This window comes from Trichocoleus sp. FACHB-262, assembly GCF_014696035.1.
Taxonomy (GTDB): domain Bacteria; phylum Cyanobacteriota; class Cyanobacteriia; order FACHB-46; family FACHB-46; genus Trichocoleus.
The window spans coordinates 1-21,819 of record NZ_JACJPK010000029.1 but is presented as its reverse complement, the minus strand read 5'-3'; the positions used below and the strand labels follow the sequence as shown (position 1 = coordinate 21,819).

23 protein-coding genes and 2 pseudogenes are annotated in these 21,819 nt (G+C 48.9%); 17 read left to right on the top strand and 8 right to left on the bottom strand.

Annotation, left to right across the window (positions count from 1 at the left end):
- A partial coding sequence (locus tag H6F68_RS28700; protein ID WP_206755503.1) for a hypothetical protein occupies positions 1-223 on the top strand: 223 nt, incomplete at its 5' end.
- 62 nt (positions 224-285) lie between these two features.
- On the opposite strand, the gene H6F68_RS29760 is transcribed toward H6F68_RS28700, so the two are convergent.
- The 3 genes and pseudogenes from H6F68_RS29760 to H6F68_RS05860 form a co-directional block, all read right to left on the bottom strand.
- Positions 286-390: a hypothetical protein gene (locus tag H6F68_RS29760; protein WP_199299934.1), complete on the bottom strand. Its 105-nt coding sequence runs from the start codon at positions 388-390 to the stop codon at positions 286-288.
- Positions 391-392: 2 nt separating this feature from the next.
- Positions 393-626 (bottom strand): hypothetical protein, encoded by a 234-nt coding sequence (locus tag H6F68_RS05865; RefSeq protein ID WP_199299933.1) that lies wholly within the window; start codon positions 624-626, stop codon positions 393-395.
- A gap of 27 nt (positions 627-653) precedes the next feature.
- A pseudogene (locus H6F68_RS05860) lies at positions 654-1,992 on the bottom strand (IS701 family transposase).
- A gap of 208 nt (positions 1,993-2,200) precedes the next feature.
- On the opposite strand from H6F68_RS05860, the pseudogene H6F68_RS28915 reads away from it, so the two are divergent.
- Positions 2,201-2,365: pseudogene (locus H6F68_RS28915) on the top strand (IS256 family transposase); the annotation flags it as partial.
- 180 nt (positions 2,366-2,545) lie between these two features.
- Here the strand turns inward: H6F68_RS28915 and H6F68_RS05855 are convergent.
- Positions 2,546-6,265 carry an NB-ARC domain-containing protein gene (locus H6F68_RS05855; protein WP_190557254.1) on the bottom strand — a complete coding sequence of 1,240 codons (3,720 nt, stop codon included), beginning with the start codon at positions 6,263-6,265 and terminating at the stop codon, positions 2,546-2,548.
- A 368-nt stretch (positions 6,266-6,633) separates the two neighbouring features.
- On the opposite strand from H6F68_RS05855, the gene H6F68_RS05850 reads away from it, so the two are divergent.
- The 3 genes from H6F68_RS05850 (at position 6,634) to H6F68_RS05840 (ending at position 8,452) form a co-directional block, all read left to right on the top strand.
- On the top strand, positions 6,634-7,665 hold the full coding sequence (locus H6F68_RS05850) for an NADP-dependent oxidoreductase (protein ID WP_190557252.1): 1,032 nt from the start codon (positions 6,634-6,636) through the stop codon (positions 7,663-7,665).
- Between the two features lie 266 nt (positions 7,666-7,931).
- On the top strand, positions 7,932-8,087 hold the full coding sequence (locus H6F68_RS05845; protein ID WP_190557250.1) for a hypothetical protein: 156 nt from the start codon (positions 7,932-7,934) through the stop codon (positions 8,085-8,087).
- 29 nt (positions 8,088-8,116) lie between these two features.
- The gene (locus tag H6F68_RS05840) at positions 8,117-8,452 is read left to right on the top strand and encodes an SH3 domain-containing protein (RefSeq protein ID WP_190557248.1); all 336 of its coding nucleotides are present in this window, start codon (positions 8,117-8,119) and stop codon (positions 8,450-8,452) included.
- A 36-nt stretch (positions 8,453-8,488) separates the two neighbouring features.
- On the opposite strand, the gene H6F68_RS05835 is transcribed toward H6F68_RS05840, so the two are convergent.
- Entirely contained in the window at positions 8,489-9,259 is a 771-nt protein-coding gene (locus H6F68_RS05835) for a hypothetical protein (RefSeq protein WP_199299932.1), read from the bottom strand.
- The gene (locus H6F68_RS05830) at positions 9,256-9,621 is read right to left on the bottom strand and encodes a PadR family transcriptional regulator (RefSeq protein WP_190557246.1); all 366 of its coding nucleotides are present in this window, start codon (positions 9,619-9,621) and stop codon (positions 9,256-9,258) included. Before H6F68_RS05830 ends, H6F68_RS05835 begins: the two co-directional genes overlap by 4 nt.
- A gap of 296 nt (positions 9,622-9,917) precedes the next feature.
- On the opposite strand from H6F68_RS05830, the gene H6F68_RS05825 reads away from it, so the two are divergent.
- The 5 genes from H6F68_RS05825 (at position 9,918) to H6F68_RS05805 (ending at position 14,111) form a co-directional block, all read left to right on the top strand.
- Complete coding sequence (locus H6F68_RS05825) at positions 9,918-11,201, top strand: glycosyltransferase (protein WP_190557244.1); 1,284 nt, start codon at positions 9,918-9,920, stop codon at positions 11,199-11,201.
- A 261-nt stretch (positions 11,202-11,462) separates the two neighbouring features.
- Positions 11,463-12,191 (top strand): alpha/beta fold hydrolase, encoded by a 729-nt coding sequence (locus H6F68_RS05820; RefSeq protein ID WP_199299931.1) that lies wholly within the window; start codon positions 11,463-11,465, stop codon positions 12,189-12,191.
- A 58-nt stretch (positions 12,192-12,249) separates the two neighbouring features.
- Complete coding sequence (locus H6F68_RS05815; protein ID WP_190557240.1) at positions 12,250-12,873, top strand: NAD(P)-dependent oxidoreductase; 624 nt, start codon at positions 12,250-12,252, stop codon at positions 12,871-12,873.
- A 409-nt stretch (positions 12,874-13,282) separates the two neighbouring features.
- The gene (locus H6F68_RS05810; protein ID WP_190557238.1) at positions 13,283-13,570 is read left to right on the top strand and encodes a hypothetical protein; all 288 of its coding nucleotides are present in this window, start codon (positions 13,283-13,285) and stop codon (positions 13,568-13,570) included.
- A 64-nt stretch (positions 13,571-13,634) separates the two neighbouring features.
- Complete coding sequence (locus tag H6F68_RS05805) at positions 13,635-14,111, top strand: peptidoglycan-binding protein (protein ID WP_190557236.1); 477 nt, start codon at positions 13,635-13,637, stop codon at positions 14,109-14,111.
- 225 nt (positions 14,112-14,336) lie between these two features.
- Here the strand turns inward: H6F68_RS05805 and H6F68_RS05800 are convergent, their stop codons facing one another.
- Positions 14,337-15,260: an MBL fold metallo-hydrolase gene (locus tag H6F68_RS05800; RefSeq protein WP_199299930.1), complete on the bottom strand. Its 924-nt coding sequence runs from the start codon at positions 15,258-15,260 to the stop codon at positions 14,337-14,339.
- A 337-nt stretch (positions 15,261-15,597) separates the two neighbouring features.
- Between H6F68_RS05800 and H6F68_RS05795 the strand changes: the two genes are divergently transcribed.
- The 7 genes from H6F68_RS05795 to H6F68_RS05765 all read left to right on the top strand — a co-directional run bounded on the left by H6F68_RS05795 (position 15,598) and on the right by H6F68_RS05765 (position 21,536).
- Positions 15,598-16,494 (top strand): NmrA/HSCARG family protein, encoded by an 897-nt coding sequence (locus H6F68_RS05795; protein WP_190557231.1) that lies wholly within the window; start codon positions 15,598-15,600, stop codon positions 16,492-16,494.
- Between the two features lie 225 nt (positions 16,495-16,719).
- Positions 16,720-17,061 carry a heavy metal-binding domain-containing protein gene (locus tag H6F68_RS05790; RefSeq protein ID WP_190557229.1) on the top strand — a complete coding sequence of 114 codons (342 nt, stop codon included), beginning with the start codon at positions 16,720-16,722 and terminating at the stop codon, positions 17,059-17,061.
- A 240-nt stretch (positions 17,062-17,301) separates the two neighbouring features.
- On the top strand, positions 17,302-18,126 hold the full coding sequence (locus tag H6F68_RS05785) for an alpha/beta fold hydrolase (protein ID WP_190557227.1): 825 nt from the start codon (positions 17,302-17,304) through the stop codon (positions 18,124-18,126).
- A gap of 122 nt (positions 18,127-18,248) precedes the next feature.
- Complete coding sequence (locus H6F68_RS05780; RefSeq protein ID WP_190557224.1) at positions 18,249-19,256, top strand: SDR family oxidoreductase; 1,008 nt, start codon at positions 18,249-18,251, stop codon at positions 19,254-19,256.
- Positions 19,257-19,424: 168 nt separating this feature from the next.
- Entirely contained in the window at positions 19,425-20,375 is a 951-nt protein-coding gene (locus H6F68_RS05775; RefSeq protein ID WP_190557223.1) for an NAD(P)/FAD-dependent oxidoreductase, read from the top strand.
- A gap of 96 nt (positions 20,376-20,471) precedes the next feature.
- Entirely contained in the window at positions 20,472-21,083 is a 612-nt protein-coding gene (locus H6F68_RS05770) for a hypothetical protein (protein ID WP_190557221.1), read from the top strand.
- A 231-nt stretch (positions 21,084-21,314) separates the two neighbouring features.
- Complete coding sequence (locus H6F68_RS05765; RefSeq protein WP_190557219.1) at positions 21,315-21,536, top strand: hypothetical protein; 222 nt, start codon at positions 21,315-21,317, stop codon at positions 21,534-21,536.
- A 79-nt stretch (positions 21,537-21,615) separates the two neighbouring features.
- Here the strand turns inward: H6F68_RS05765 and H6F68_RS05760 are convergent.
- A partial coding sequence (locus H6F68_RS05760; protein WP_190557217.1) for a transposase occupies positions 21,616-21,819 on the bottom strand: 204 nt, incomplete at its 5' end.

Here is a 21,819-nt window from a genome sequence, read left to right as displayed (position 1 = left end):
ATTGGATGGATACCTTTCGCCTGTTGCCAAGCTCAGAGCTGGAAGTGGCAGAACTCAAAGTGGCTTGAGTGCAACTGATCAGTTTCCTCTCACCGTAGTAACAAAAGAAGGATTACTTGCCAATAATCAGCTGCCTGACCCAGTAAGCAGCGCTATCAAAGCATTTCTGCCGAAACCGTTGGCAATGACAGAACTACTAGTCAGGATTAATCAACTAGTTTGAGGAATTACGAGCCGTGATGCGTAGAGTCCCGCATTTTAACCAGAAGATGCTGCAACGGCTGCTTAGACCGGGAGGGTAATGACTAACTCTGTCCCCTGACCAAGCGTTGAGTTAGCTGTCAAGGTTCCAGCATGTCTCTCAACTACGATAGAACGGGCGATCGCCAATCCTAATCCAGTTCCTTGACCGACCGCCTTCGTGGTGAACAAATGTCAAACATTTTGCGCTTGACTTCATCAAACATGCCCACGCCACTGTCTTGAATCTGAATCACAACTTGCTGGCGATCTTCCATAGTAGCTGTATGAATGGCAATCTGATTGAGATTGGCTTTAATATCAGCAAAGCTGCGCCCTTGATTGTCATCTTCGATCGCATCAATCGCGTTACTGAGCAAATTCATAAATTCTCCTATCCCTCTTTCATCACTCTAGGCAGAAGAAAAATGTTGGATAGGAGTGGAAGGAGCCAACGGCGACCAACCCGGAAAGGAATTGACTATCCTGATCAGCTTGGTAAAACCACGCTTTAAGATGGAGACATCAAATAGCCTCATCCAAGGTTGAAGGAGACAGAAAAAGACAAAGGGTTGAACCAGCAGTTGTACGTTGTTGAAACGTCGTCTCCATCCCTTCGCCTCTTGCCAATCAGGATGTTGCTGCAACCGAGTCAAGAGATCGCGTTGGCCCTCATCGACGATTCCAGGCGGTTGAGCGCCTAATCCATAAAACTGCAAACTGACCATGAGATAGACACTTGAGACTATCTCCCACCATCGTTCGATCTGCTCGTAGTGTGTGAGCCGGTAGTCTGCCCATCCCAACTCGTTTTTGCACTGCTTGAAGCCATATTCTATCCAGGTGCGCAGCCCATAGAGATTGCCAATGAACTCGGCTTGGTCTGGTTCAGGAGACAAGTGGCTCATCACCATCCACGTGCTGTTAGCAGGCAATAAAGTCAGGTCGTTGGTCAGTGTCCAGTATCGCCACTCGAAGCGGCGACCAAAGATGATTTCTTGGATGTATCTGGTTTCCGTTTCACCGTTGGCAAACACTCGCTCGAACGCTTGCCAAGCACTGTAGCTCACCTCTGCTTCTTTAGGCATCCACACGCCATGATTCGAGCGAATCGCCATCATCCACGGTAACTTTAACTGGCCGAGCACATCTAAGAAGGGATGGCTCTCTCCGTAGAAACTGTCTGCCAGCACTAAGGAAAAGTGAAATCCAAAAGCTAGCAGTTCTTGAATGATTTGCTCGGCCAGTTGGAGCTTGGTTTGGTAAACATCCTCGGCTTTGAGGCGACGTCGGGGCTTAAACACTTTGAACAGCAAAGGAAAGGTGAGATCGCCCAGCACACCATAGGCATTGACCGAGACCATGCCATTATCTACTTTACCCACATTGCCAATGTACTGCCTGTCCACATAATCAGTCGTCTTTCCTTTTTTGCGGTCTCCGGTATCGTCCAGAACCAGAACGATGGGTTGTCCCCGGATTTGTTCGAGAATCAGAGACAGACGTTGATAGCGCACGGCTTCTACCTGCCAAGGAGAGTGGGTTAGGAAATGATGTAGCACTTGGTCATTCGGCAAGCCTACAGCTTTGGCAATGGCAGGTAAGGACTTGCGAGGTAGAGGAAGCTATCAAGCCAAGATGCAGCGAGGTGAATGCTTCAAAACTTCGGACATCGCTAAACAGATGTCGGTAGGCATGACAGTAGTTATCGACGAAACGAACTGTGGATTGAGGGAGACGAGGTTCAACCATCTCAAGCACCTCAAGCAAGAGACTCTATGCTGATCTTACTCTGCCTAGAGTGATGAAAGAGGGTTAAACACAAAAACAACCAATCGCGGTCTCATACATCCGTGAACGCATCTAAAACTCTTCTTTGGCAATCCGGAAAATTCTAATCGAGACTGTACAGTTTTTTGTGTAAGCGGTCAAAATAACATCCAATGACAGGAAACCGTCCATGAAAGAATCCAATCCTTCTGCCGCCAAAGTGGACCAGCTGCTCGATGAACTGCTGTAAGATTACTCCGGACCCGAAGCCGTTCTCGGAGAGCAAGGGTTGCTCAAACAACTCACCAAGCGTTTGGTGGAAAAGGCGCTACAGGCAGAGTTGAGCCATCATCTTCAATAAAACAAGAGACTGTTTCGTTCACGGCTTTTCTCCTAAATAGCTTATGGCGTAAGCTGTTGCGACATGAGCTCAATTTGCAAAACTTCTCCGAATTGCACCACTCAATATCCACTACGTAAGCGCTGAGGTAAGGCGATCGCTATTCTGCAAGATGTGCTGTAAGCACGGGAGAACCTAGCGTGAAATGGCTCCTAGTGCTCTTAATGTTGTTTTTTGAGCATTGGTCAACCCCGTTGCGCCTTGAATATTCATGCCTTCATAGAGGCGATCGCCTTTCACCGTTTTGATACAGCGTCCTGTCGTGACATCCCACAGTTTAATGGTGCGATCGAAGCTCCCACTTAATAGAATTTGACCGTCGGGGCTGAAGACAACCGATGCAATCCAACTGGCTTGTCCACCCATCACATGAAGGCATTCTCCCGTCTTCAAATTCCAGAGGCGAACGGTTTGGTCATCACTGCCACTGGCAATCGTTTGACCATCAGGGCTAATCGCAAGGGTAAACGCGATGCTGGTATGCCCGTGTAATGTCCTTAGACAGGCTCCGCTTTGCACATCCCACAATCGAATCGTTTGGTCAAAGCTGCCGCTTGCTAGAATCGGCTCGGTGGGATGAAAGGCTAGTGTGTAAACGCCGCCCTTGTGTCCTTCTAGCACCCGCAGACACTCCCCGGTCTGCGCGTCCCATAGCCGAATCGTTTGGTCATAGCTGCCACTTGCCAGAGTTCGGCCTTGGGGATCAAAGGCGATCGCCCGCATGCTGCTCTGATGACCCTGTAGCACGTGTAAGCACTGGTGAGTTTGCACATCCCACAGACGCACTGTTCGGTCACGACTGCTGCTTGCCAGGGTTTGCCCAACGGGGTTAAACAGCACCGCTAACACAGGAGCATCATGAGCAATCCAGCGATCGACCCGTCCTGTTTGTACATCCCATACAAAAATGGAGCCATCTTCCCCGTTGGTAGCGATGGTTTGACCATCCAGGCTAAAGCTCAAATTTGAAATTAGGCTGTTTTCTCTGTATAGGGTTTTATAGGGAGGCGAACTTAGTAGTTCTCTATCAACCTGCCATTGCCATAAGTGAATCGTTCCCGTTTGACTACTACTACTGGCAAGCAGTCGATTCGGCGATCCAGTTCCCGCTGAGGCAGAATCATATTGATTTTGAGCTGCCGTAACTGTGACAGGACTAAAAATTAAGGCGTGTTCTCCATAGGTATAACCGCTTAACGTTTTGAGGCTTTGCCCACTCGGCATCTGCCACAGCCGCACGGTTCGATCCTGGTTGGCGCTGATCAAGACCTGACCATCGGCACTGATGGCAAGCGCTAGAGCGGATACCGTCTGCTCGCCCAGAATATTCGTACAGTATCCGTCTTGGACATTCCAAAGCCGAAGGGTGCCATCATCACTGCTGCTTACTAAAGTGTCACTCTCTGGACTAAATACAATATTCCGAACCCAGTCTAAAGTGTCACTCTTTGGACTAAATACAATGTTCCGAACCCAATTGGTATGCCCCCGCAGCGATAATTCAGGATTAAATGAATGGGTTTTAGAATTAAGCGGATGAATCCATAGTTGAATGCAGCCATCGAGGTCGCCACTTGCCAACCGTTGACCATCTGGACTGTAGCGCACGCAGCGAATACCGGAAGAGTGTCCTTGCAGCACATTTAGGCATTTTCCAGTCTCAACATCCCAAATCCGAATCGAGGTATCCTTACTGCCGCTGGCTAAAGTTGGATGGTTGGGTGAGAAGTGAACGGAATAAACGTTTTTGGTGTGTCCTTTCAAAACATGCAAGCAGTCACCCTGCAAATTCCACACTCTTGCGGTTTGATCATCACTACCACTGGCTAACCATTGACGATTAGCGCTAAAGCTTAAAGACCAAATTCGACTCGTATGCCCTGGCGAAATCCACAAACACTGACCACTTTGCACATTCCACAACCGTACCGTCGCATCATTACCGCCACTCGCCAGCGTCGTGCCATCGGGACTAAAGGCAACCGCCCAAACTCCACCGCGATGGCCTTCAAACGTCGCAATAAGTTGATGAGATGCAACATTCCACAAATACACAAAACCGTTGATATCGCCGACGGCAAAAACTTGGCCATCTGGGCTAATATCAACTGAGGTTGGCACCCCCAAGGTTTCTGAAAAAAGGCATGTTGCTAAATCAGAATTCTGAAAATTGACCCCTACTAAATTAAGCTGCCGCAGGTCGGCTTGCCGCACTACGAGTTCAGAAAAGTCGGAACCCTGCAAATCTACTTTGAGCTGCACCAGCAGATTGATCAAATTCCCCGCCGCATATCCTGCTCCATATTCTGACCGTTGTTGCGTGAGAAGTAGCCTTGCTCTATTTTCAACTTCTGACACATTTCGGTAAGCCGATAAAAGCCATTCCATGACAGGCTGCAAAATTAATCGCAGTTGCATTTCTCGAATATAGTCTTTCGCCTGCACCCGCATTAATGAATGACTTTGCCATACATCAAGCTGTCGGTTTGCAAATTCTGTACAAACCTGTTGAATCAACCGTTCCGTGACATATTCCAACACCACGGGCTGCAAGAAAAATAATCCCTCTGTTTTTTCGAGCAGCGATCGCCGGAGCAGTGAATTTACTTGTTGGGGAACGGTTTGTTGTAAGGCTGTACTAATCACGTTTTCACGAATCTCTGCGATCGCCACTGGCTCCCGGTGAATGGCGAACCAGTAGAGAACTTTCTGTTCTTCGCTCGACAGGCGATTGAATTGGCGATCGAGGAGATTGCGAATATCCTCAAATACAAACGTTCCCTGATCGAGATAGTTGACTACCTCAGCAATACTTCCATTAAACAAATCCTGCGTAGCAGATGCCACTAATTTCAACGCTAAAGGGTTGCCGCCATAGTGATTGATCAAAGTTCGCCACTCGGCTTGTGAACCTGTAAACGCTCCTTTTTGCTGAAAAATGGCGCGTCCATCATCGGGCGTGAGCCCACTGAGAGAAAGCGATCGCACTACGCTCTGTTCGCCTTCCATCAACGCTATTTCCCGTGGCTTTTCGCGACTGGTTAGCAAGCAACAGCTTTGATGGGGCGTTTCGCCCAGCGTTCTCAAAAACTGTCCATAAGCTTCATAGCCCGATCTCCACTGACCCACCTGCTCACTGTGCAAAATGGTTTCAGCGTTATCTAAAATCAACAGACACCGCTGCGATCGCAGAGATTCCATCACCTTCGACAACTTTCCGTCCACCGTTGTAGGAATGACAGGATCGTCTCCTTGAAGCGGCAGCAGAAATTTCAGCAAGCTGGTAAGGAGATCTTCGAATGAGGGCGCGTTGGCAAGCGATCGCCACACCACAATCTCAAACTCAGACCGCATTTGTAGCGCTGCTTTGACGGCAATCGTACTTTTGCCAATCCCACCAAGCCCCAGTAGCCCAACGACGCGACAGCGTTCAATTACTACCCACTGCCACAGTTGCGCCAACTCAGTTTCACGACCATAGAACACTGAGGCATCAACCGCACTATCCCAGTCTTGCTGCGGATCTTCTCGCTGCGACTCTAACGTTTTAGAGGCTGCGACAGGGGGTGCATAATCAGCCTTTGTAAGTTCCAGCCCAAATGCCTGAAAAAGGATCTCTAGCGACTGCCGATCGACACCAAGTTCACGATTAAGGATTCGGGCTAGGGTATTGAGAGATAGCCCTGTGCGTTCGTTGAGATCTTCCTGTGTGAGCCGCTTACCCCAGGTTTCCTCCGATTCTGCCTGCTGTTTTACTGCTTGAAATCGCTGCCATCCATGCGGCGACAAAGTGACTCCTCTGGCTCGTGTAGAGGCAACTCCACTGCGCTTGGATTTCTTGGCATTGGTATCCATAAGCAAATTGCCGGATTAAAGGGCAAAGCGAGTCTTTTTTACTTTTTTATTTTTATGAGGGGCTGCATCCTTTTGTGGAATTGCAAACCACTGAATCAAGGTCTTTTCTTTTCTCCTGGAGAATACCACGCTTGACGATAAGTTGCAGCTTTAACTAAAGGAACTTGCGTGGGCTAAATGGAATGTCTGATGAAGAATGAGAACAACGAGGTAAACGTTGAGCCAGTGCCTTCGTTCGCATTGAATTTAATCTATGACATTCATTGAAAAGTAAAGGGGTTGTACTTCCGAATGTTGAGCTACCGTTTTTGAAAAAAACAGTTGAAGCTATGCAAGTACTTATGAATAGACCACTCAAGGATAAAGCTATGAAAACAGGGATAAATCGGCAGTTACGCTTGGCAGCTCGTCCTGTTGGTGACATCAAGGAAAGCGATTTTGAGTATCGGGAAGAACCAATCCCCAGCCCTCAGGAAGGTGAGATCTTGGTACGGACCATCTATCTTTCGCTAGACCCGACCAATCGCATTTGGATGAGTGACATGGAGCAGTATATGCCTCCCGTTGAAATCGGGGAAGTCATGCGCGGCGCTATTATCGGCGTGGTTGAAGAATCTAAGAATCAAAACGTTAAACAGGGAGATTTGGTTTCGGGTCTGCTGGGTTGGCAAGATTATGCGATCGCTGAGGGGAACAGTGGCTTTTCTCTCGTGCGGCTACCTGACCCTTTGCCCTGCCCGCTCACCGCATTTATGGGACCCCTGGGCCTTACGGGTTGCACAGCTTATTTTGGGCTTTTGGATGTTGGACAGGCAAAAGCTGGAGAAACTGTGGTCGTGTCAGCAGCAGCAGGAGCAGTTGGTTCCATTGTTGGGCAAATTGCCAAGATTAAAGGCTGTCGTGTGGTGGGCATAACTGGCTCTGATGAGAAATGCCGCTGGCTGGTTGAAGAACTTGGGTTTGATGCGGCGATTAACTATAAAACCGTTGACTTGGAAAGCGCGATCGCCCAAGCCTGTCCCGATGGAATTGATGTTTATTTCGATAATGTTGGGGGCTCTATTCTTGATGCCGTGCTGACCAAAATTAATCTGCACGCACGTATTCCTCTATGCGGTTTGATCTCAGCTTATAACGCAACAGAGCCTGTTCCCGGCCCTTATAATTACAGCCAAATTCTGACAAAGCGTGTTCGTGTGCAAGGGTTTATTATCCTCGATTACATTCCCCGATGGTCTGAAGCGATCAGCGACCTTGGACAATGGCTCAGTCAAGGAAAAATTAAATATGCTCTGGAGGTTGTCGAGGGCTTGGAAAATGCACCGGAAGCAATCCTAAAACTTTTCGACGGCAACAAGAAGGGAAAACTGGTCATTAAAGTCTCAGAGGAACCTAGCTAATTACGTCAGATTGGCTGTGGACTTTTTTGACAGTGTTCAAGTTTTTTCGCTGAGCCCTTGCCTCAACATTGGCAGGATTTATGCGATCGCTTCGACATCAATCCCGCTGACTAATACCCTTATCTAGTAATAGAGCAAAGCAAATCTTTTTTATAACGGTCTGCATCCTCTTGTGGAATTGCAAACCACTGAATCAAGGTCCTTTTTCCTGAATACTACGCTTCACCATAAGTTGCAGCTTAACTCAAGGATCTTGCGTGGTCTAAATGGAATACCTGTTGAAGAATGAGAACAACGAGGTAAATGTCGAGTCAGTACCTTCGCTCACCTTGAACCTGACTCATTTTTTCCATCTTGATGCCCGTCTCCGTGGCGATCGCTCAGTTTCTCGCACCCTTGCAAAAGAGTTCATCTCAGACTAGCAAGCTGCTCATCCAAACTAAGGAAAATCATGCTTAAATTCAGCAAACGACTGACTGCCTTAGCCTTTCTAACACTGATTGCAGCCAACTCCACTGTGCCAGCCGTAGCTACTCAAGATCAAAGCCCAGTCGAACAACTATGTCGCCTAAGACCAGGTATTAAACCTGTTTGCACAGTGTTGGTAACTGACCCAAATGGAGTCGTCATCCGCTCTGGCCCTGATTTCAATGCTCGAAGAATTGGTGTCATCCCTTACCAACATGATGTCAACGTCAGAGTAACCGAGTGTTCGGGCGAATGGGTAAAGCTTGCTGCTCGTCCAGGTTGGATTCATTATCGCTACCTGGAAATGGCTGGGGACTGAAATACACCTGGGGCATTGCATAGAATCAGCTCCAGTTCATAGCCTGACTCTGGAGCGCCGAAACAGCAAAGCAGATCCGATAAACATCATGACGAAAAACGCATTCAACCCTAATACACCCAACACACCCATGGATGCTTCTACCGATGTCACCTGTGGTTTCTTGACCATCAGTGCGATCGCAGGAACCAATGCCTGAGCGAGTGCTGTTGCAAACAACGTACGTGCCATTCCCCGTGGCCGTAAACGCGCGATGGTGGCACCGAGGATTCCAATGGCAACCACTCCGAAATACATCAGGTTGACGGGGTTGTCCTCAGACCCGATGATACCAACGGCAAGGTTCATCCAGACGAGGAGGAACGCTGCCGCGAGTGCGATGCCAACGGCTACTCGGTATGCCATCGTGCCCCCCTTCCTCGCTACCAGTTCATAGGCAAGACCCGTACCAAAGATGAGGGTACCAGCAACAATGAAATCGGTCAGATCCCAAACTACTTGATTGGTAAACAGCATCGCTATCAAAGGTATCAGCAATATGAATGCTGTCCCGAGTGCAAGGTAAATAATGTTTTTGTTTTGCCTAATGATAGATGTTATGTTCTCTCTCATAATTCCCGCGGATGTTTCGATGAACAGCCAAAGAGCATAACTAAATAATCCTCTTCTTTCCTGGGCACGCTCTCGGAGAAGATCCGTGAAAGTTTGCTTCATTTCCTCACCGAAGCGCTCATAATAAGGCTTCGAGTAGAGACAAAGCAGTTTTGCATACCAGTTCCGGTATCGTCGTATTAAGCGTTCGTTCATACGTCATACACAGAGGTATTTGGAAAGATCTGTTTTTGTTGAGCAACCATCAGAACTTCGCGGTATCGTTCCAATTCTGCAGTGAGTGCTTTTTTGCCGAGCGCGGTGATTTTGTAGTAGATCCGCCGCTCGTCGTCCATTTTGGGATCTATTTTTTTGTCGCTCTCACATATCAATTCCGCCTCGATCATGCGTCCAATCGAGCCGTAGAGCGTTCCAGGCCCCATCTTTACCTTTCCCTGTGAATCCGACTCGACCTGCTTCATGATTTCATAGCCATGGCGCTCTTGTGTGGAGAGCGCGAGAAGGATATGAAACACTGCTGGAGTAAGGGGTTTATTGGTTGTATTTTTTTTGTCCATACCTCATGCTATATCCGTTGCGGATATATGTCAATACGAGGTTAAAAGTCTGCAAAACTACCACACTTCACCATAAGTTGCAGCTTAACTGCAGGAACTTGCATGGGCTAAATGAAATGTCTGTTGAAGAATGAAGACATGATTGAAAGCTAGGTTAACTACCTTGGCGACCAATCACACTACCAAGAAAACAAATAGGGTGGTATTTAGGCCCAAATCCGGAAACCTGTCTTGCGAGAATCCATGAGTAAAGCAAACACTTGAAGATGTGGCCGAACCACACTAAAGGATTTCCAATGAAAGTATTAATTGCATCAACAGCCGCCCTAGGCCATTTGAATCCACTGCTAGCAGTCGCCAACATTCTGATAAAACACAATCACGAGGTAGTTGTACAGACGGCACCTGATTTGAGGTCGGTGGTGGAGGCAGCAGGGGTGCCGTTTACTCCGGAGCCTCCGGCAACCAACAGTTTCACCGATGCGATGCCTCGCTACTTGGAGCTGAGGCAGGCGAAGAATCCAGGCTTGGAGCTGTCAGCTTTCGACCTCGAATATTTCTTTGCAAAAAAGATCGGCGGGCAGACAGCAGGACTCAATCAAGCTCTGCAAGACTTTCCTGCGGATGTCATTCTGGCAGATGCGATGTTCTTCGGTACGCTGCCGATGCTTCTGGGAGCACGCGAGGAACGTCCCGCAATTGTGCATCTGGGCATCAGCGTGCTGAATCTGTTCAGTACGAAGAACAGTCCACCACAACCGGGCATGTCGGAAAAAGAGCAGCTTGCAGAACGTGAGAGACGAGAGCGTGTGTTTCATAAGCCAGCCAAGGCTGGAGTAGATAAGGCCCTAGCCGAACTTGGCTACGGTCCGCTACCATGTTCCCCCCTAGAGAGCATGTCTGTGCTGCCTGATCTTTATCTGCAACCGGGAATCGAGAGTTTCCAGTATTCGGATGATTCGTCCTCCTCATCGCCTGTGCACTATATCGGTCTTCTACCGATGTCCCCAGGACAGCCAGCGCTGCCAACGTGGTGGCATGAACTCGATCGGACAAAGCGCCTGGTTCTTGTGACTCAGGGAACGCTCGCGAACCGAAACCTCGAGCAACTCATTGGTCCAGCGTTGATTGGACTGGCCAAGGAAGAGGATGTGATCGTTCTGGCAACCACGGGAGGACAACCGATCGAGTCGATTCTTACCGAGATTCCGGCAAATGCTCGTGTGGCCTCGTTTCTGCCTTACGAATTGATTCTGCCGAGTGTGGATCTGCTGCTTACGAACGGAGGCTATGGCACGGTAAATCTGGCGATCGCGCATGGGATTCCGATAGTCTCGGCAGGGATGACGGAGGACAAGGGGGAGGTGTCGGCGCATATACAGTGGGCTGGTGTCGGAATCGACCTGAGAACCAGTCAGGCAACGGCAGAGGACTTACGTGCAGCGGCGAGAGAAGTTCTCGACAACCCTGTATATCGTGAGCGAGCAAAGGAGCTGGCGCTGGAGTTCGCGAGCCACAACACGGAGATGGAGGTGCTGAGACTGATTGAAGCGTGTGTTCTCAAGCCATCGACCGTTTGAAAAATAGGGTCAATGTCAGTAGACCGTTCTGGTGGGGCTGAAGAATAGCACGCTTCACGATAAGTTGCAGCTTAACTCAAGGATCTTGCGTGGTCTAAATGGGATGTCTGTTGAAGAATGAGAACAACGAAGTAACCGTCGAGTCATGAACACAAAGGAGACCAAGACGTGAACCTGTCCGCTCTTAGAAGCAGTACCCGCTTGTTTTCGATCGCCGCACTCTTTTTAGGAACCACTCTAATCACTTCGCTAGGAACTGTCATGAACGCTACAAACGCACAAGACATCAAACCTACTATCGTTCTTGTTCACGGCGCGTTCGCTGAGTCTTCTAGTTGGAATGGCGTATTGACCAAACTGCATGAGAAAGGTTACCCGACAGTTGCCGTAGCCAACCCTCTACGTGGAGTGAAAAGCGACGCGAACTATGTTGCCAGCGTCCTCAAGAGCATTGAGGGTCCTACGGTGTTAGTCGGACACTCCTATGGAGGTGCAGTGATCACTAACGCGGTCAATGACAATGAGAACGTGAAGGCACTCGTCTATGTTGCGGCTTTCGCTCCGGATATAGGTGAGACTGCCGTCGAACTCTCAGGACGTTATCCTGGCAGCACTCTCGGGCCAGCACTCGCGCCACCTGTTGCAATACCTAATGGGGGTCAAGATCTTTATATCCAGCAAGACAAGTTCCACGCCCAGTTTGCTGCGGATGTACCTGTCGCAGCGGCACAGCTGATGGCTAGCACCCAAAGACCCATTACGGAAGCTGCTCTTAACGAAGCCTCTGGTACCCCTGCCTGGAAGTCCACCCCGTCCTGGTTCATTTATGGCGATCGCGACTTAAATATTCCGGAGGCAGCCCTCTCTTTCATGGCGGAGCGTGCTAAATCGAAGGAAACGGTTGTCGTGAATGGCGCATCGCATGTAGTGATGGTTTCTCATCCAGATGCCGTTGTTAGAGTCATAGAGCACGCGGCAACCGCAGAGTAGAGAAGCTGGCTGTGCCGTAAAAACTTTTGAATGTGATCCAACCCAAAGAGGTACCACGATGAATGTCTTAGTGATCGGAGCGGCGGGCAAGACGGGAAGACAGGTGGTGGAGCAGGCGGTTGCTGCTGGCCACACTGTGACGGCCTTCATCCGTGATAGTGCTCAATACAACGCCCCGCCTAACGTTCGCGTTTTCACTGGGGATGCAACCGACCCAGCGACGATGTCCCACGCGATAGCTGACCAAGACGCCGTGATCGATACAGTCGGCGGCAAGACGCCGTGGCGGAAGACGGAGATCGAACAACGGGTTGCCCACGCTATCGTCGCGGCCGCAAAGCAGCACGGCACATGCCGGATCATCGCGATCTCGGCTCTGGGTGTAGGGGACAGCACGGCGCAGGCAACACTACTGTTCCGACTATTGCTGCTGCCTACATTCCTGCGTGGCTCTACAGCGGATAAGACCGCTATGGAACAGGCGATCGCACAGGCAGGAGTTCCCTATGTGCTAGTTCGCCCCGCCGTGTTGAATGACCAGCCAGCTGTCGGCTCCGTGCGTGTGCTCGCAGGTGTAGAGAAGGGTCGACAGATAACCCGCGCCGATCTGGCCGCGTTCGTTGTAGAGCAGTTGACCACGGATACACATGTGAATCGAGCCGTTACGATTGCCAACAGCTAACATAGCGTGTTCGCGGAATATCTGAACGCTTCCATGTCTTATTCCTTTTGCGGCGCAACCTCATCATTCACGCCAGCGATAGTCCACACCTTTATAGAGCCAATCGCCTCGCAGACTTCATGAACCGCGAATGCACCGACCAACTTTGAATCTTATTTGCGCGACCAAGGCTGGCAAAACCAGCTAGAAGCAAGGCCGATGTCGGATCGATGACCCTTCGAAACTACTAAATATAAGAGACCGCGACTGAATCAGTGCCTTTTTTCCTGAAGAAAACCACGCTTCACCATAAGTTGCAGCTTAACTCAAGGAACTTGCGTGGTCTAAAGGGGATGTCTGTTGAAGAATGAGGACAACAAGGTAAATGTCGAATCAGCGCCTTCCCACATTTATAGCAAGGAAACTAACCATGAGATTTAACTCCCATCGCATCGTCCAAGCCGTTCTGCTTTCTATCGCTTTTCTCAGCGTTCTCAGTTTCACCCTTTTCTTCCAGCTTCCAGTCTCAGCCCAATCTGCCTCTCAAATTGCTCCTCAGATTGAGCAAATTGGCGAAGGCCAAGGAGATGTTCCACCTGCTTACCGCTTAGTTATCAGCGACTATGAAAACATTGTCTATGTTTACTGCCCAGAAAACTATACACCTAAGCTCGACTACCTCCGCAATGTAAAAGCACTGCAATGCGAACCCATGTAAGAGAACTCAGCTGATTCAATTGATTCGTCAACTACTCACAACTACAACTTTAAGGAGAATTTCCATGTCTACTACCACTCAACAGAAACCTGTCACTATTTTGCAACAAGGGTCGATTGGGCCAGAAGTTACCGATTTACAATACATTCTGCAAATACGCAAGTTCACTGCCAATGCACCCGATGCTCAGTTCGGCCCCGTGACTAGAGCAGCAGTGATTCGCTTTCAGCAATCCAAAAATCTAGTAGCTGATGGCATTGTCGGAGCAGCAACCTGGACTGCAATGGGATATACTTGGCCAGAAAATCAGCCTGGAGTTTTCTTGCGAGAAGGGGATAGCAGCACTGCTGTGCAACGGATGCAGCAAGCGCTGTTAACAAAAAAATTCAGTTTGGGGTTGGCTGATGGTATTTTTGGCCCCAAAACCAAAGCTGCTGTGATTCAGTTACAGAAGAATGGTGACGGAGAACGCCTTTCCAATATTCAAGGAGTCGTTGGTCCCATAACCTGGGGGATCATCATGGGCCTCAAAGTGCCTTAGTTAGAGTATTATTGTCAGCTCTGATCTGAGTATCCTTTGCTTAGATACCTTAATATGGAAATGCGATCGCTTGATAGTAGGCGATCGCATTTCCATATTTAGCCGGATGACCCAGTTCAGGTATGATTCCCCAGTTATCCCTCTTCTATCACTCCTGCTAGAGAATCGCTAAAAGCCCTAAACTTCGTTGGGTGCTGCTTGGGTGTACGGACGGAAACAACCTCATCATTCACGCCAGCGATAGTCCACAGGCACCCAATCATAGCCCTGATTGTCTGCACGAATATGACCGATTCCTGGGAAAGAGACATGAGCGGCTGCGACGAGACGACGGGTTCTTTCTGCATCGGCAAATTGTTTGGCCCGTTGCGCTGCTGCGGCATTCGGATCAACGTCAAAATCGATCGTGATTTCGGGCTTCGGAAATTGAACCGAGGCGACGTGCACAATATCGCCCCAAAACTCGATGCTCTCGCCTTGGCTTTCCACCAAGAAGAAACTGTGTCCAGGTGTATGTCCGGGTGTGGGGCGTGCGGTAATCCCAGGTACAATCACCGTCTCGCCGGAAAACGACTTCAGCTTGCCCCTATCCAGATAGGGTTTAATTGTCTTAACGGCTTCGTTGAAATATCTTTGATAGTCTGGCGATCGCTTTGCATTAGCAGGGTTAAGCCAAAAATCAATATCGGGTTTGCCGACATAGACCGTAGCAGCCGGAAACATGGGTTGATCCCCTACAACTAAACCACCGCTGTGATCGGTATGGATATGAGTAATGAGAACAATATCGATCTCATTGGCTGTATAGCCTGCTGCCTGCAACGACCTGGGTAGCTTGCCGCCTAGTTCCCCAAACAATTCCCCTGAACCTGTGTCTACTAACATCTGCTTGTCTCCAGTATCGATGAGAAATACATTGATCGAGGCTTCAACAGGGTTTTTAAGGAAGCTTTGATGCAGGAGGCGATCGATTTCTGCCTGGTTCGTATTGGTCAGGATGGGATGCAGATCCAGTGGCACTGTGCCGTCGCTGAGAGCGGTAATTGTGAAATCGCCTAACTCGAATTGATAGATACCCGGCACTTGAGGTTTTACCGTTTTCTCTGCGGTAATTCCCGGAAAGATAATTGAGGTTGCAATAATCAACACTGAGGTAATAACAGCTATAGCAAACCTAAAAAACATATTCGAGATATCCCAGTGGTAATTGAAAATCGAGGCAAAAGCTTAGTTGGTAAAACTTTACCCAATTGCACCACTCAATATCCGCTAATCAAACGACAAATTAAAGCGATTTTCCACCGGAGAGACTGGAGCATTACAGCCTGGTGATGATGAATACCACGCTTCACGATAAGTTGCAGCTTAACTCAGGGAACTTGCGTGGTCTAAATGGGATGTCTGTTGAAGAATGAGGACAACAAGGTAAATGTCGAGTCAGCACCTTCACCTTGGACTCAACCCATACTGATTCAGGAGAAATTCTATGACACAGTCAACCAACACAGAACGACTTATCTTAGTCACCGGCGCTACAGGCAATCAGGGAAGCGCGATCGCCCGTCATCTTCTGCAACGCGGCAATTTCAAGGTTCGTGCCTTGGTGCGTGACCCCAACAAGCCTGCTGCTCAAGCCCTCCAACAAGCAGGCGCAGAACTCGCAGTCGGAGATCTCAACGATCGTGCTTCCCTTGAGCGCGCTTTGCAAGGTGCCTACGGTGTTTTTTCGCTACAGATCTTTCAAGATGGAGTAGACACCGAAATCCGTCAGGGCAAAGCGGTTGCAGACGCAGCTTCATCGGCGGGTATTCAGCACTTCGTCTACAGTTCGGTGGGTAGCGCCGAACGCAACACGGGTATTCCACATTTCGACAGCAAGTTTCAAGTCGAAGAATACATCCGAGCGGGCGAGTTGCCCTACACAATCCTGCGACCCGTTTTCTTCTTCTACAACTACAACATGATGCGCTCGATGGTTGAGACTGGAACGCTCTTTCAGCCATTGAGTCCTGAGACGAAGTTGCAGCAGCTTTCCGAAGAAGATTATGGGGAGATGGTCGCTGATGTATTCGATCGCCCCGCAGACTTCATGAACGGCGAAATTGAACTTGCTAGTGTGGACATGACTATGCCAGAAATCGCTGCTGCGTTCAGCCGTGTTTTAGGAAAAACCGTTCAATACCAACAAATTCCGTTTGAAGCGTTTGAGCAGCAAATTGGAGAGGAATTGACTATCATGTATCGCTGGTTTGAGAACGTCGGCTACGCAGCAGATTTAGCACAGTTGCAGCGTGATTTTTCTGCACAGACCGACTTTGAAGCTTATTTGCGCGATCACGGCTGGCAGAACCAGCCAGAAGCGCAGCCAATATCGGGTCAATGATTCTTTGAAACCACTAAAGCTAAGAGAAGCTACTGAATCAGGGTCTTTTTTCCTGAAGAAAACCACGCTTCACCATAAGTTGCAGCTTAACTCAAGGAACTTGCGTGGTCTCAATGGAATGTTTGTTGAAGAATGAGAACAACGAGGTAAAAGCCAATGCGGTGAAGGTGGCTCCCTCATCCCCAACATACTTTGAAAGTATCGCTTTTTAAGGAGATTGAAACAATGATTTTGACTACAGCAGGTACGATTGAAGGCAAAAAGATTGTTGACCACTACGGGATAGTCAGTAGCGAAACTATCTTGGGTGCAAATATTTTCAAAGACTTTCTTGCAGGAATGCGTGACATGGTAGGTGGGCGCTCAGCGAGTTATGAGAAATCTCTTAGAGAAGCTAAAGAGATTGCCCTGCAAGAGCTGACTGACCAAGCAAAAACCTTAGGTGCAAACGCTGTGATTGCGATCGCGTTGGACTACGAAACAATTGATTCCGGCGGTGGAAGCAGTATGTTGATGGTTGCCGTGAGTGGAACGGCTGTACGCTATCAGGAGCCTCAAACCATCTAGAGGCTGACTTTTCAAGGAAAGTCGAGCGCACCAAGTAATAAGGGAGGTGAGGGAGATCGGGGAGAACTCACTTCCCTATCTTTCCTAGCCAAAAGATACCGTAAAAAGTTGCAGCTTTAACTCAAGGAACTTGCGTGGTCTCAATGAAATGTTTGTTGAAGAATGAGAACAACGAGGTGAATGTCGAGTCAGTGCCTTTGTTCCCTTAAACCCAACCCATACCAATTCAGGAGAAATCCCATGAGCACAATCACAACGCAAGATGGCACACAGATTTACTACAAAGATTGGGGTGTAGGACAACCCGTTGTCTTCAGCCACGGGTGGCCTCTGAATTCTGATAGTTGGGAAGCTCAAATGTTGTTTCTAGCAGATCACGGATTTCGGGCCATCGCTCATGATCGTCGGGGACATGGGCGATCGAGCCAACCCTGGAACGGAAACGAAATGGATACCTATGCTGATGACCTCGCGACGCTGATTGAAACTCTAGACCTGAGCGGAGCTACCTTAATTGGTTTCTCTACAGGTGGCGGTGAAGTTGCCCGCTATATCGGTCGCTACGGCACAGCCCGAGTTGCCAAAGCCGCACTGATCTCGGCTGTACCGCCGCTGATGCTGAAGACAGAGAATAATCCTGATGGACTGCCGTTCGAAGTGTTCGACGGGCTTCGCGCTGGCTCTCTGGCTGACCGATCGCAGCTCTACAAAGATCTCGCTAGCGGCCCATTTTTCGGCTTCAACCGTCCAGGTGCCAAGATTTCTCAGGGCATGATTGACTGGTTTTGGTTGCAGGGAATGCAGGCGGGACACAAGAACGCTTTCGACAGTATCAAAGCCTTTTCTGAAACTGATTTCACCGAAGACCTCAAAAAGTTTGATGTCCCCACACTCATCATTCATGGTGATGATGACCAGATCGTGCCAATCGGTGCCGCTGCGATCGCCGCCGCCAAACTGGTGAAGCATTCCACCCTGAAGATCTATCCAGACGCACCCCACGGGTTAACCGACACGCACAAAGAGCAACTCAACAACGACCTTTTATCGTTCCTTAAGGAGTGATGTCGGACGCTGCGGTGAGACATCTTTCTCAAAGAAACGAACCTCGGTGTAAGCCTTGGCAATGATTCACCGCAAGCAGTGGGACCTGTATTCAAAGAGATTCAATTTTAGGAGTAGAACCCATGAAATTAAAGCCGATCAGTCAGCAAGTAGTCGCCATCGTTGGCGCTTCTAGTGGAATTGGCAGAGAGACAGCTCTGCGGTTTGCCAAAAAAGGGGCAAAGGTTGTTGTTGCTGCTCGTGGCGAGTCTGGGTTGGCAACGTTGGTAGATGAGATCAAACAGTTGGGTGGAGACGCGATCGCCGTCATTGCCGATGTCAGCGAATTTGAACAGGTGAAAGCGATCGCCGATCAGACCATTGCCACTTACGGACGACTGGATACCTGGGTACATCTATCTGGAACCAGCATCGTTGCACCGTTTGACCAAATCACACCGGAAGAATTTAGAAGAGTCATTGATGTCAACCTGAATGGACAGGCGTATGGCGCAATGGTGGCTCTACCGCACCTCAAAAAAGAGGGAGGTGGCGCACTCATTCACGTTTCCTCATTAGCAGCAAGAGTTCCGTTTCCATTACAAAGTCCCTATGCAGCTTCCAAGCACGGCGTAGCAGGCTTTTTAGATTCCATGAGAATTGAATTGCAGTACCAGAAACAGCCGATCAGCGTCACTAATGTGATGCCCGCCATCACAAATACCCCCATTTTCAACAAAATTCGGACGAAGATGGGAGTCGCGCCTGCTGGATTACCGCCTTACAACAAACCCAGCACCGTTGCCGATGCCATTTTATATGCCGCTGAGCACCCTACTCGTGACTTTGTTGTGGGTGACATGGGGCGAATCTTAGAGATGCTGCAACGCATTGCCCCGTCGATTGTCGATCGCTTATTTCTCCAGGTTGGCTTTACCGCTCAACTGACAGGTGAGCCAAAATCGGCAGATGCGCCCGACAACCTATATGCCCCAATCTCTGGTTACGACACCGTAGAGGGCGACTTTGGCAAGTTGAGCGTCCCCAGCTTCACGGATTGGCTCGATCGCAACCCACCTATCAAATGGGGCGCGATCACAGTAGTTGCTGCCAGCGGATTGATCGCCATGCTGGGGGGTATTTCAGGCTAGAAACTATGTTGTCATGGCGTCGTAACCAACCATGCCATGACAATCGGTTCCACGCTGATTGCCCCCTGTAGCGTTGGCTCCCTGCGGTTGCGATCGCCTAACCCACTCGATGGTAGGTTTCAATTTTCTCTTACTGTCAACTCAATGCCAACAACATTAGAACAAGCTATGAACGTTAACTCACGGACTGATGTTTTTGATGTCATCATCGTCGGTGGCGGCCCAGCCGGTTTGACTGCTGCCCTGATGCTCGGACGAGCCTGCAAACGGGTCTTAGTCTGTGATGCTGGAAAGCCACGTAATCAAGTGGCTCAGGATGCTCATGGTTTCTTTTCTAGAGATGGAATTTCACCTACGGAACTGTTGCAAATTGGACGAGAGCAATTGCATCCTTATGATGGTGTTAAAATTCAGGTCGGTGAAGTGGTCGATGCTCAAAAAATAGGCGATCGCTTTCAAGTCACCCTGAGTGATGGCAGCCAGTTTGTCGGTCGCAAACTCCTGTTAGCCACGGGTATGAAAGATTCACTTCCGGCAATTGAGGGATTCGCAGAACTCTGGGGTAGCAGCATTTTCCACTGTCCTTACTGTCATGGTTGGGAAGTGCGGAATCAACCTTTAGCAATTTATGGCAAAGGTGAGGTAGGACTTGAAATGACATTCAAGCTGAGTAGCTGGAGCCGCGATTTAGTGCTCTGTTCAGATGGTCCTGCCGAATTAACGCATGAGCAACGACAGCAGTTATCAAACTGGGGAGTTCAGCTGCGCGAAGAAAAAATTGCTCGACTCGAATATCAAGACGACAAATTAACAAGAATCGTCTTTACGAACAATGAAGTGCTGCCCCGTCACGGTATATTGCTGCGCCCTCCATCGTATCAGCACAGCCCTCTAGCCGCAAAGTTAGGTTGTAAATTTGGCAGCAATGACATTGTACAAGTGGATGAGAATAAGCAAACCTCGATTCCTGGACTCTATGCGGTGGGCGATGTGTCTAGCCCTTATTCACAAATCGCCGTAGCAGTCGCGAGTGGGACGCTCGCTGCTGTTTCTATCAATCATACTTTGACTGAAGAAAACCTGGTTCAGCTTACTCCTTCCCGGCATAAGATTGGGTAACTTAAATCTTCTAGAAGCTAGCTGTAATCCTTAAAATCTTACCCAATCTTTCAGTGGGAAGGGAGTAAGTAAATTAGCGATAAGGAGCTATGAGTCATGTTAACGTCAGAGACTTTTGCATCAAATCAACAATTTATTAATGCTTGGAATTACTTTGCCAGCGTATGTCCTCAAGGAAAAGTTTTAGAAGCGAATGAATTAGTCATCACCTGGAGAGGTACAGAGAATTTCTTTATTAATGCTGTCTTTCTGACTAAACCTGTCCGTGACGAGGCTGAGTTAGAAACAAAAATAAAGGTGGCTGTTGATTATGCTAAAAAGCGTAATCAACCCTGGTGGATGATAGTTGCTGAAGACTCGATACCAGAGTTTCTGAGTCCTCAGCTCGATGAAGTTTTTGCTCGACAGGAACTTGTTTCCTTATCCAGGATGACTGGTATGGCTACTGACCAACTGCTTCCGACAACACATCACTCGCAATTAAACTGTGTCAGTGTGAATAACTTGGAGATGAGACAAACTGTCGCTGACATCAATGCGATTAGTTCTAATCTTCCTCCTGCACCTTTTCGCGAAATTTTAGAACTTGATCAATTTTGGCAAGAGACGGTATTCGGTACAGTGGGATATGTAGAAAATCAACCCGTGTCAACGGCGATCACGTTTCTGGTCAACGATGAAGCTTATTTTCAAACTTATACCTGTTGATGTTAGATTCACATGGTCAATCGTATCCCAACAGTTAAACTGTCCACCCCTCGAGTACTAGTGAGCAGTTTTATCTTTGTATGCTTGCTCATGGCAGGATATTTTGGGTTGCGGACTCTGCGCCAAATATTGCTTCCGCTGCCCTTGGATCGTTGCGAAAGTAAACGATTTGAGTCCGCCGACTGGCAAGAGCGTTCACAATCCCACTCTCCCGCTGCTGTGCGCGGGTGCATGGTTGATGATCTGCTTAAGCGGCATACATTGGCAGGCAAGAGCCGTTTTGAAGTCATTGCTCTTCTGGGGCAGCCTGACACGACAGATTACTTCCAGGACTATGATCTAGTCTACTGGCTGGGGCCAGAGCGAGGACTGATGAGCATCGACTCTGAATGGTTGATAATCCGGCTTAACGCTCAAGGTCGGGTGAGCGACCATCAGTTGGTCACTGACTGAGATTTAACTATCGAGCTACGCATTGTCAGATCTATTTTGAACTTTGAATTTGTTCGCGATCGCGTGTTATACCAATTCTCTAAAACCCGGCTACAGATAGAGCTGAGAGAATCGAGTCTCGTCCTGTAATCGAGGCCACCCCTTCTGGAGTGAGTGCTTCCAGTCGTTCTTTCAACTGCTGACGCAACTGCTCCAGGGTGGCAGGAAGACTCCAACGCAATCGCCGCTTGAGATATTGCCACACTTGTTCAATGGGGTTAAGTTCCGGACAATGTGGTGGTTG

Excerpts from the sequence above, each read along its gene's own strand:
- H6F68_RS05865 (WP_199299933.1), bottom strand. The coding sequence starts at position 626 with ATGAATTTGCTCAGTAACGCGATTGATGCGATCGAAGATGACAATCAA.
- H6F68_RS05855 (WP_190557254.1), bottom strand. The coding sequence starts at position 6,265 with ATGGATACCAATGCCAAGAAATCCAAGCGCAGTGGAGTTGCCTCTACA.
- H6F68_RS05850 (WP_190557252.1), top strand. The coding sequence starts at position 6,634 with ATGAAAACAGGGATAAATCGGCAGTTACGCTTGGCAGCTCGTCCTGTT.
- H6F68_RS05845 (WP_190557250.1), top strand. The coding sequence starts at position 7,932 with ATGGAATACCTGTTGAAGAATGAGAACAACGAGGTAAATGTCGAGTCA.
- H6F68_RS05840 (WP_190557248.1), top strand. The coding sequence starts at position 8,117 with ATGCTTAAATTCAGCAAACGACTGACTGCCTTAGCCTTTCTAACACTG.
- H6F68_RS05835 (WP_199299932.1), bottom strand. The coding sequence starts at position 9,259 with ATGAACGAACGCTTAATACGACGATACCGGAACTGGTATGCAAAACTG.
- H6F68_RS05830 (WP_190557246.1), bottom strand. The coding sequence starts at position 9,621 with ATGGACAAAAAAAATACAACCAATAAACCCCTTACTCCAGCAGTGTTT.
- H6F68_RS05825 (WP_190557244.1), top strand. The coding sequence starts at position 9,918 with ATGAAAGTATTAATTGCATCAACAGCCGCCCTAGGCCATTTGAATCCA.
- H6F68_RS05820 (WP_199299931.1), top strand. The coding sequence starts at position 11,463 with ATGAACGCTACAAACGCACAAGACATCAAACCTACTATCGTTCTTGTT.
- H6F68_RS05815 (WP_190557240.1), top strand. The coding sequence starts at position 12,250 with ATGAATGTCTTAGTGATCGGAGCGGCGGGCAAGACGGGAAGACAGGTG.
- H6F68_RS05810 (WP_190557238.1), top strand. The coding sequence starts at position 13,283 with ATGAGATTTAACTCCCATCGCATCGTCCAAGCCGTTCTGCTTTCTATC.
- H6F68_RS05805 (WP_190557236.1), top strand. The coding sequence starts at position 13,635 with ATGTCTACTACCACTCAACAGAAACCTGTCACTATTTTGCAACAAGGG.
- H6F68_RS05795 (WP_190557231.1), top strand. The coding sequence starts at position 15,598 with ATGACACAGTCAACCAACACAGAACGACTTATCTTAGTCACCGGCGCT.
- H6F68_RS05790 (WP_190557229.1), top strand. The coding sequence starts at position 16,720 with ATGATTTTGACTACAGCAGGTACGATTGAAGGCAAAAAGATTGTTGAC.
- H6F68_RS05785 (WP_190557227.1), top strand. The coding sequence starts at position 17,302 with ATGAGCACAATCACAACGCAAGATGGCACACAGATTTACTACAAAGAT.
- H6F68_RS05780 (WP_190557224.1), top strand. The coding sequence starts at position 18,249 with ATGAAATTAAAGCCGATCAGTCAGCAAGTAGTCGCCATCGTTGGCGCT.
- H6F68_RS05775 (WP_190557223.1), top strand. The coding sequence starts at position 19,425 with ATGAACGTTAACTCACGGACTGATGTTTTTGATGTCATCATCGTCGGT.
- H6F68_RS05770 (WP_190557221.1), top strand. The coding sequence starts at position 20,472 with ATGTTAACGTCAGAGACTTTTGCATCAAATCAACAATTTATTAATGCT.
- H6F68_RS05765 (WP_190557219.1), top strand. The coding sequence starts at position 21,315 with ATGGTTGATGATCTGCTTAAGCGGCATACATTGGCAGGCAAGAGCCGT.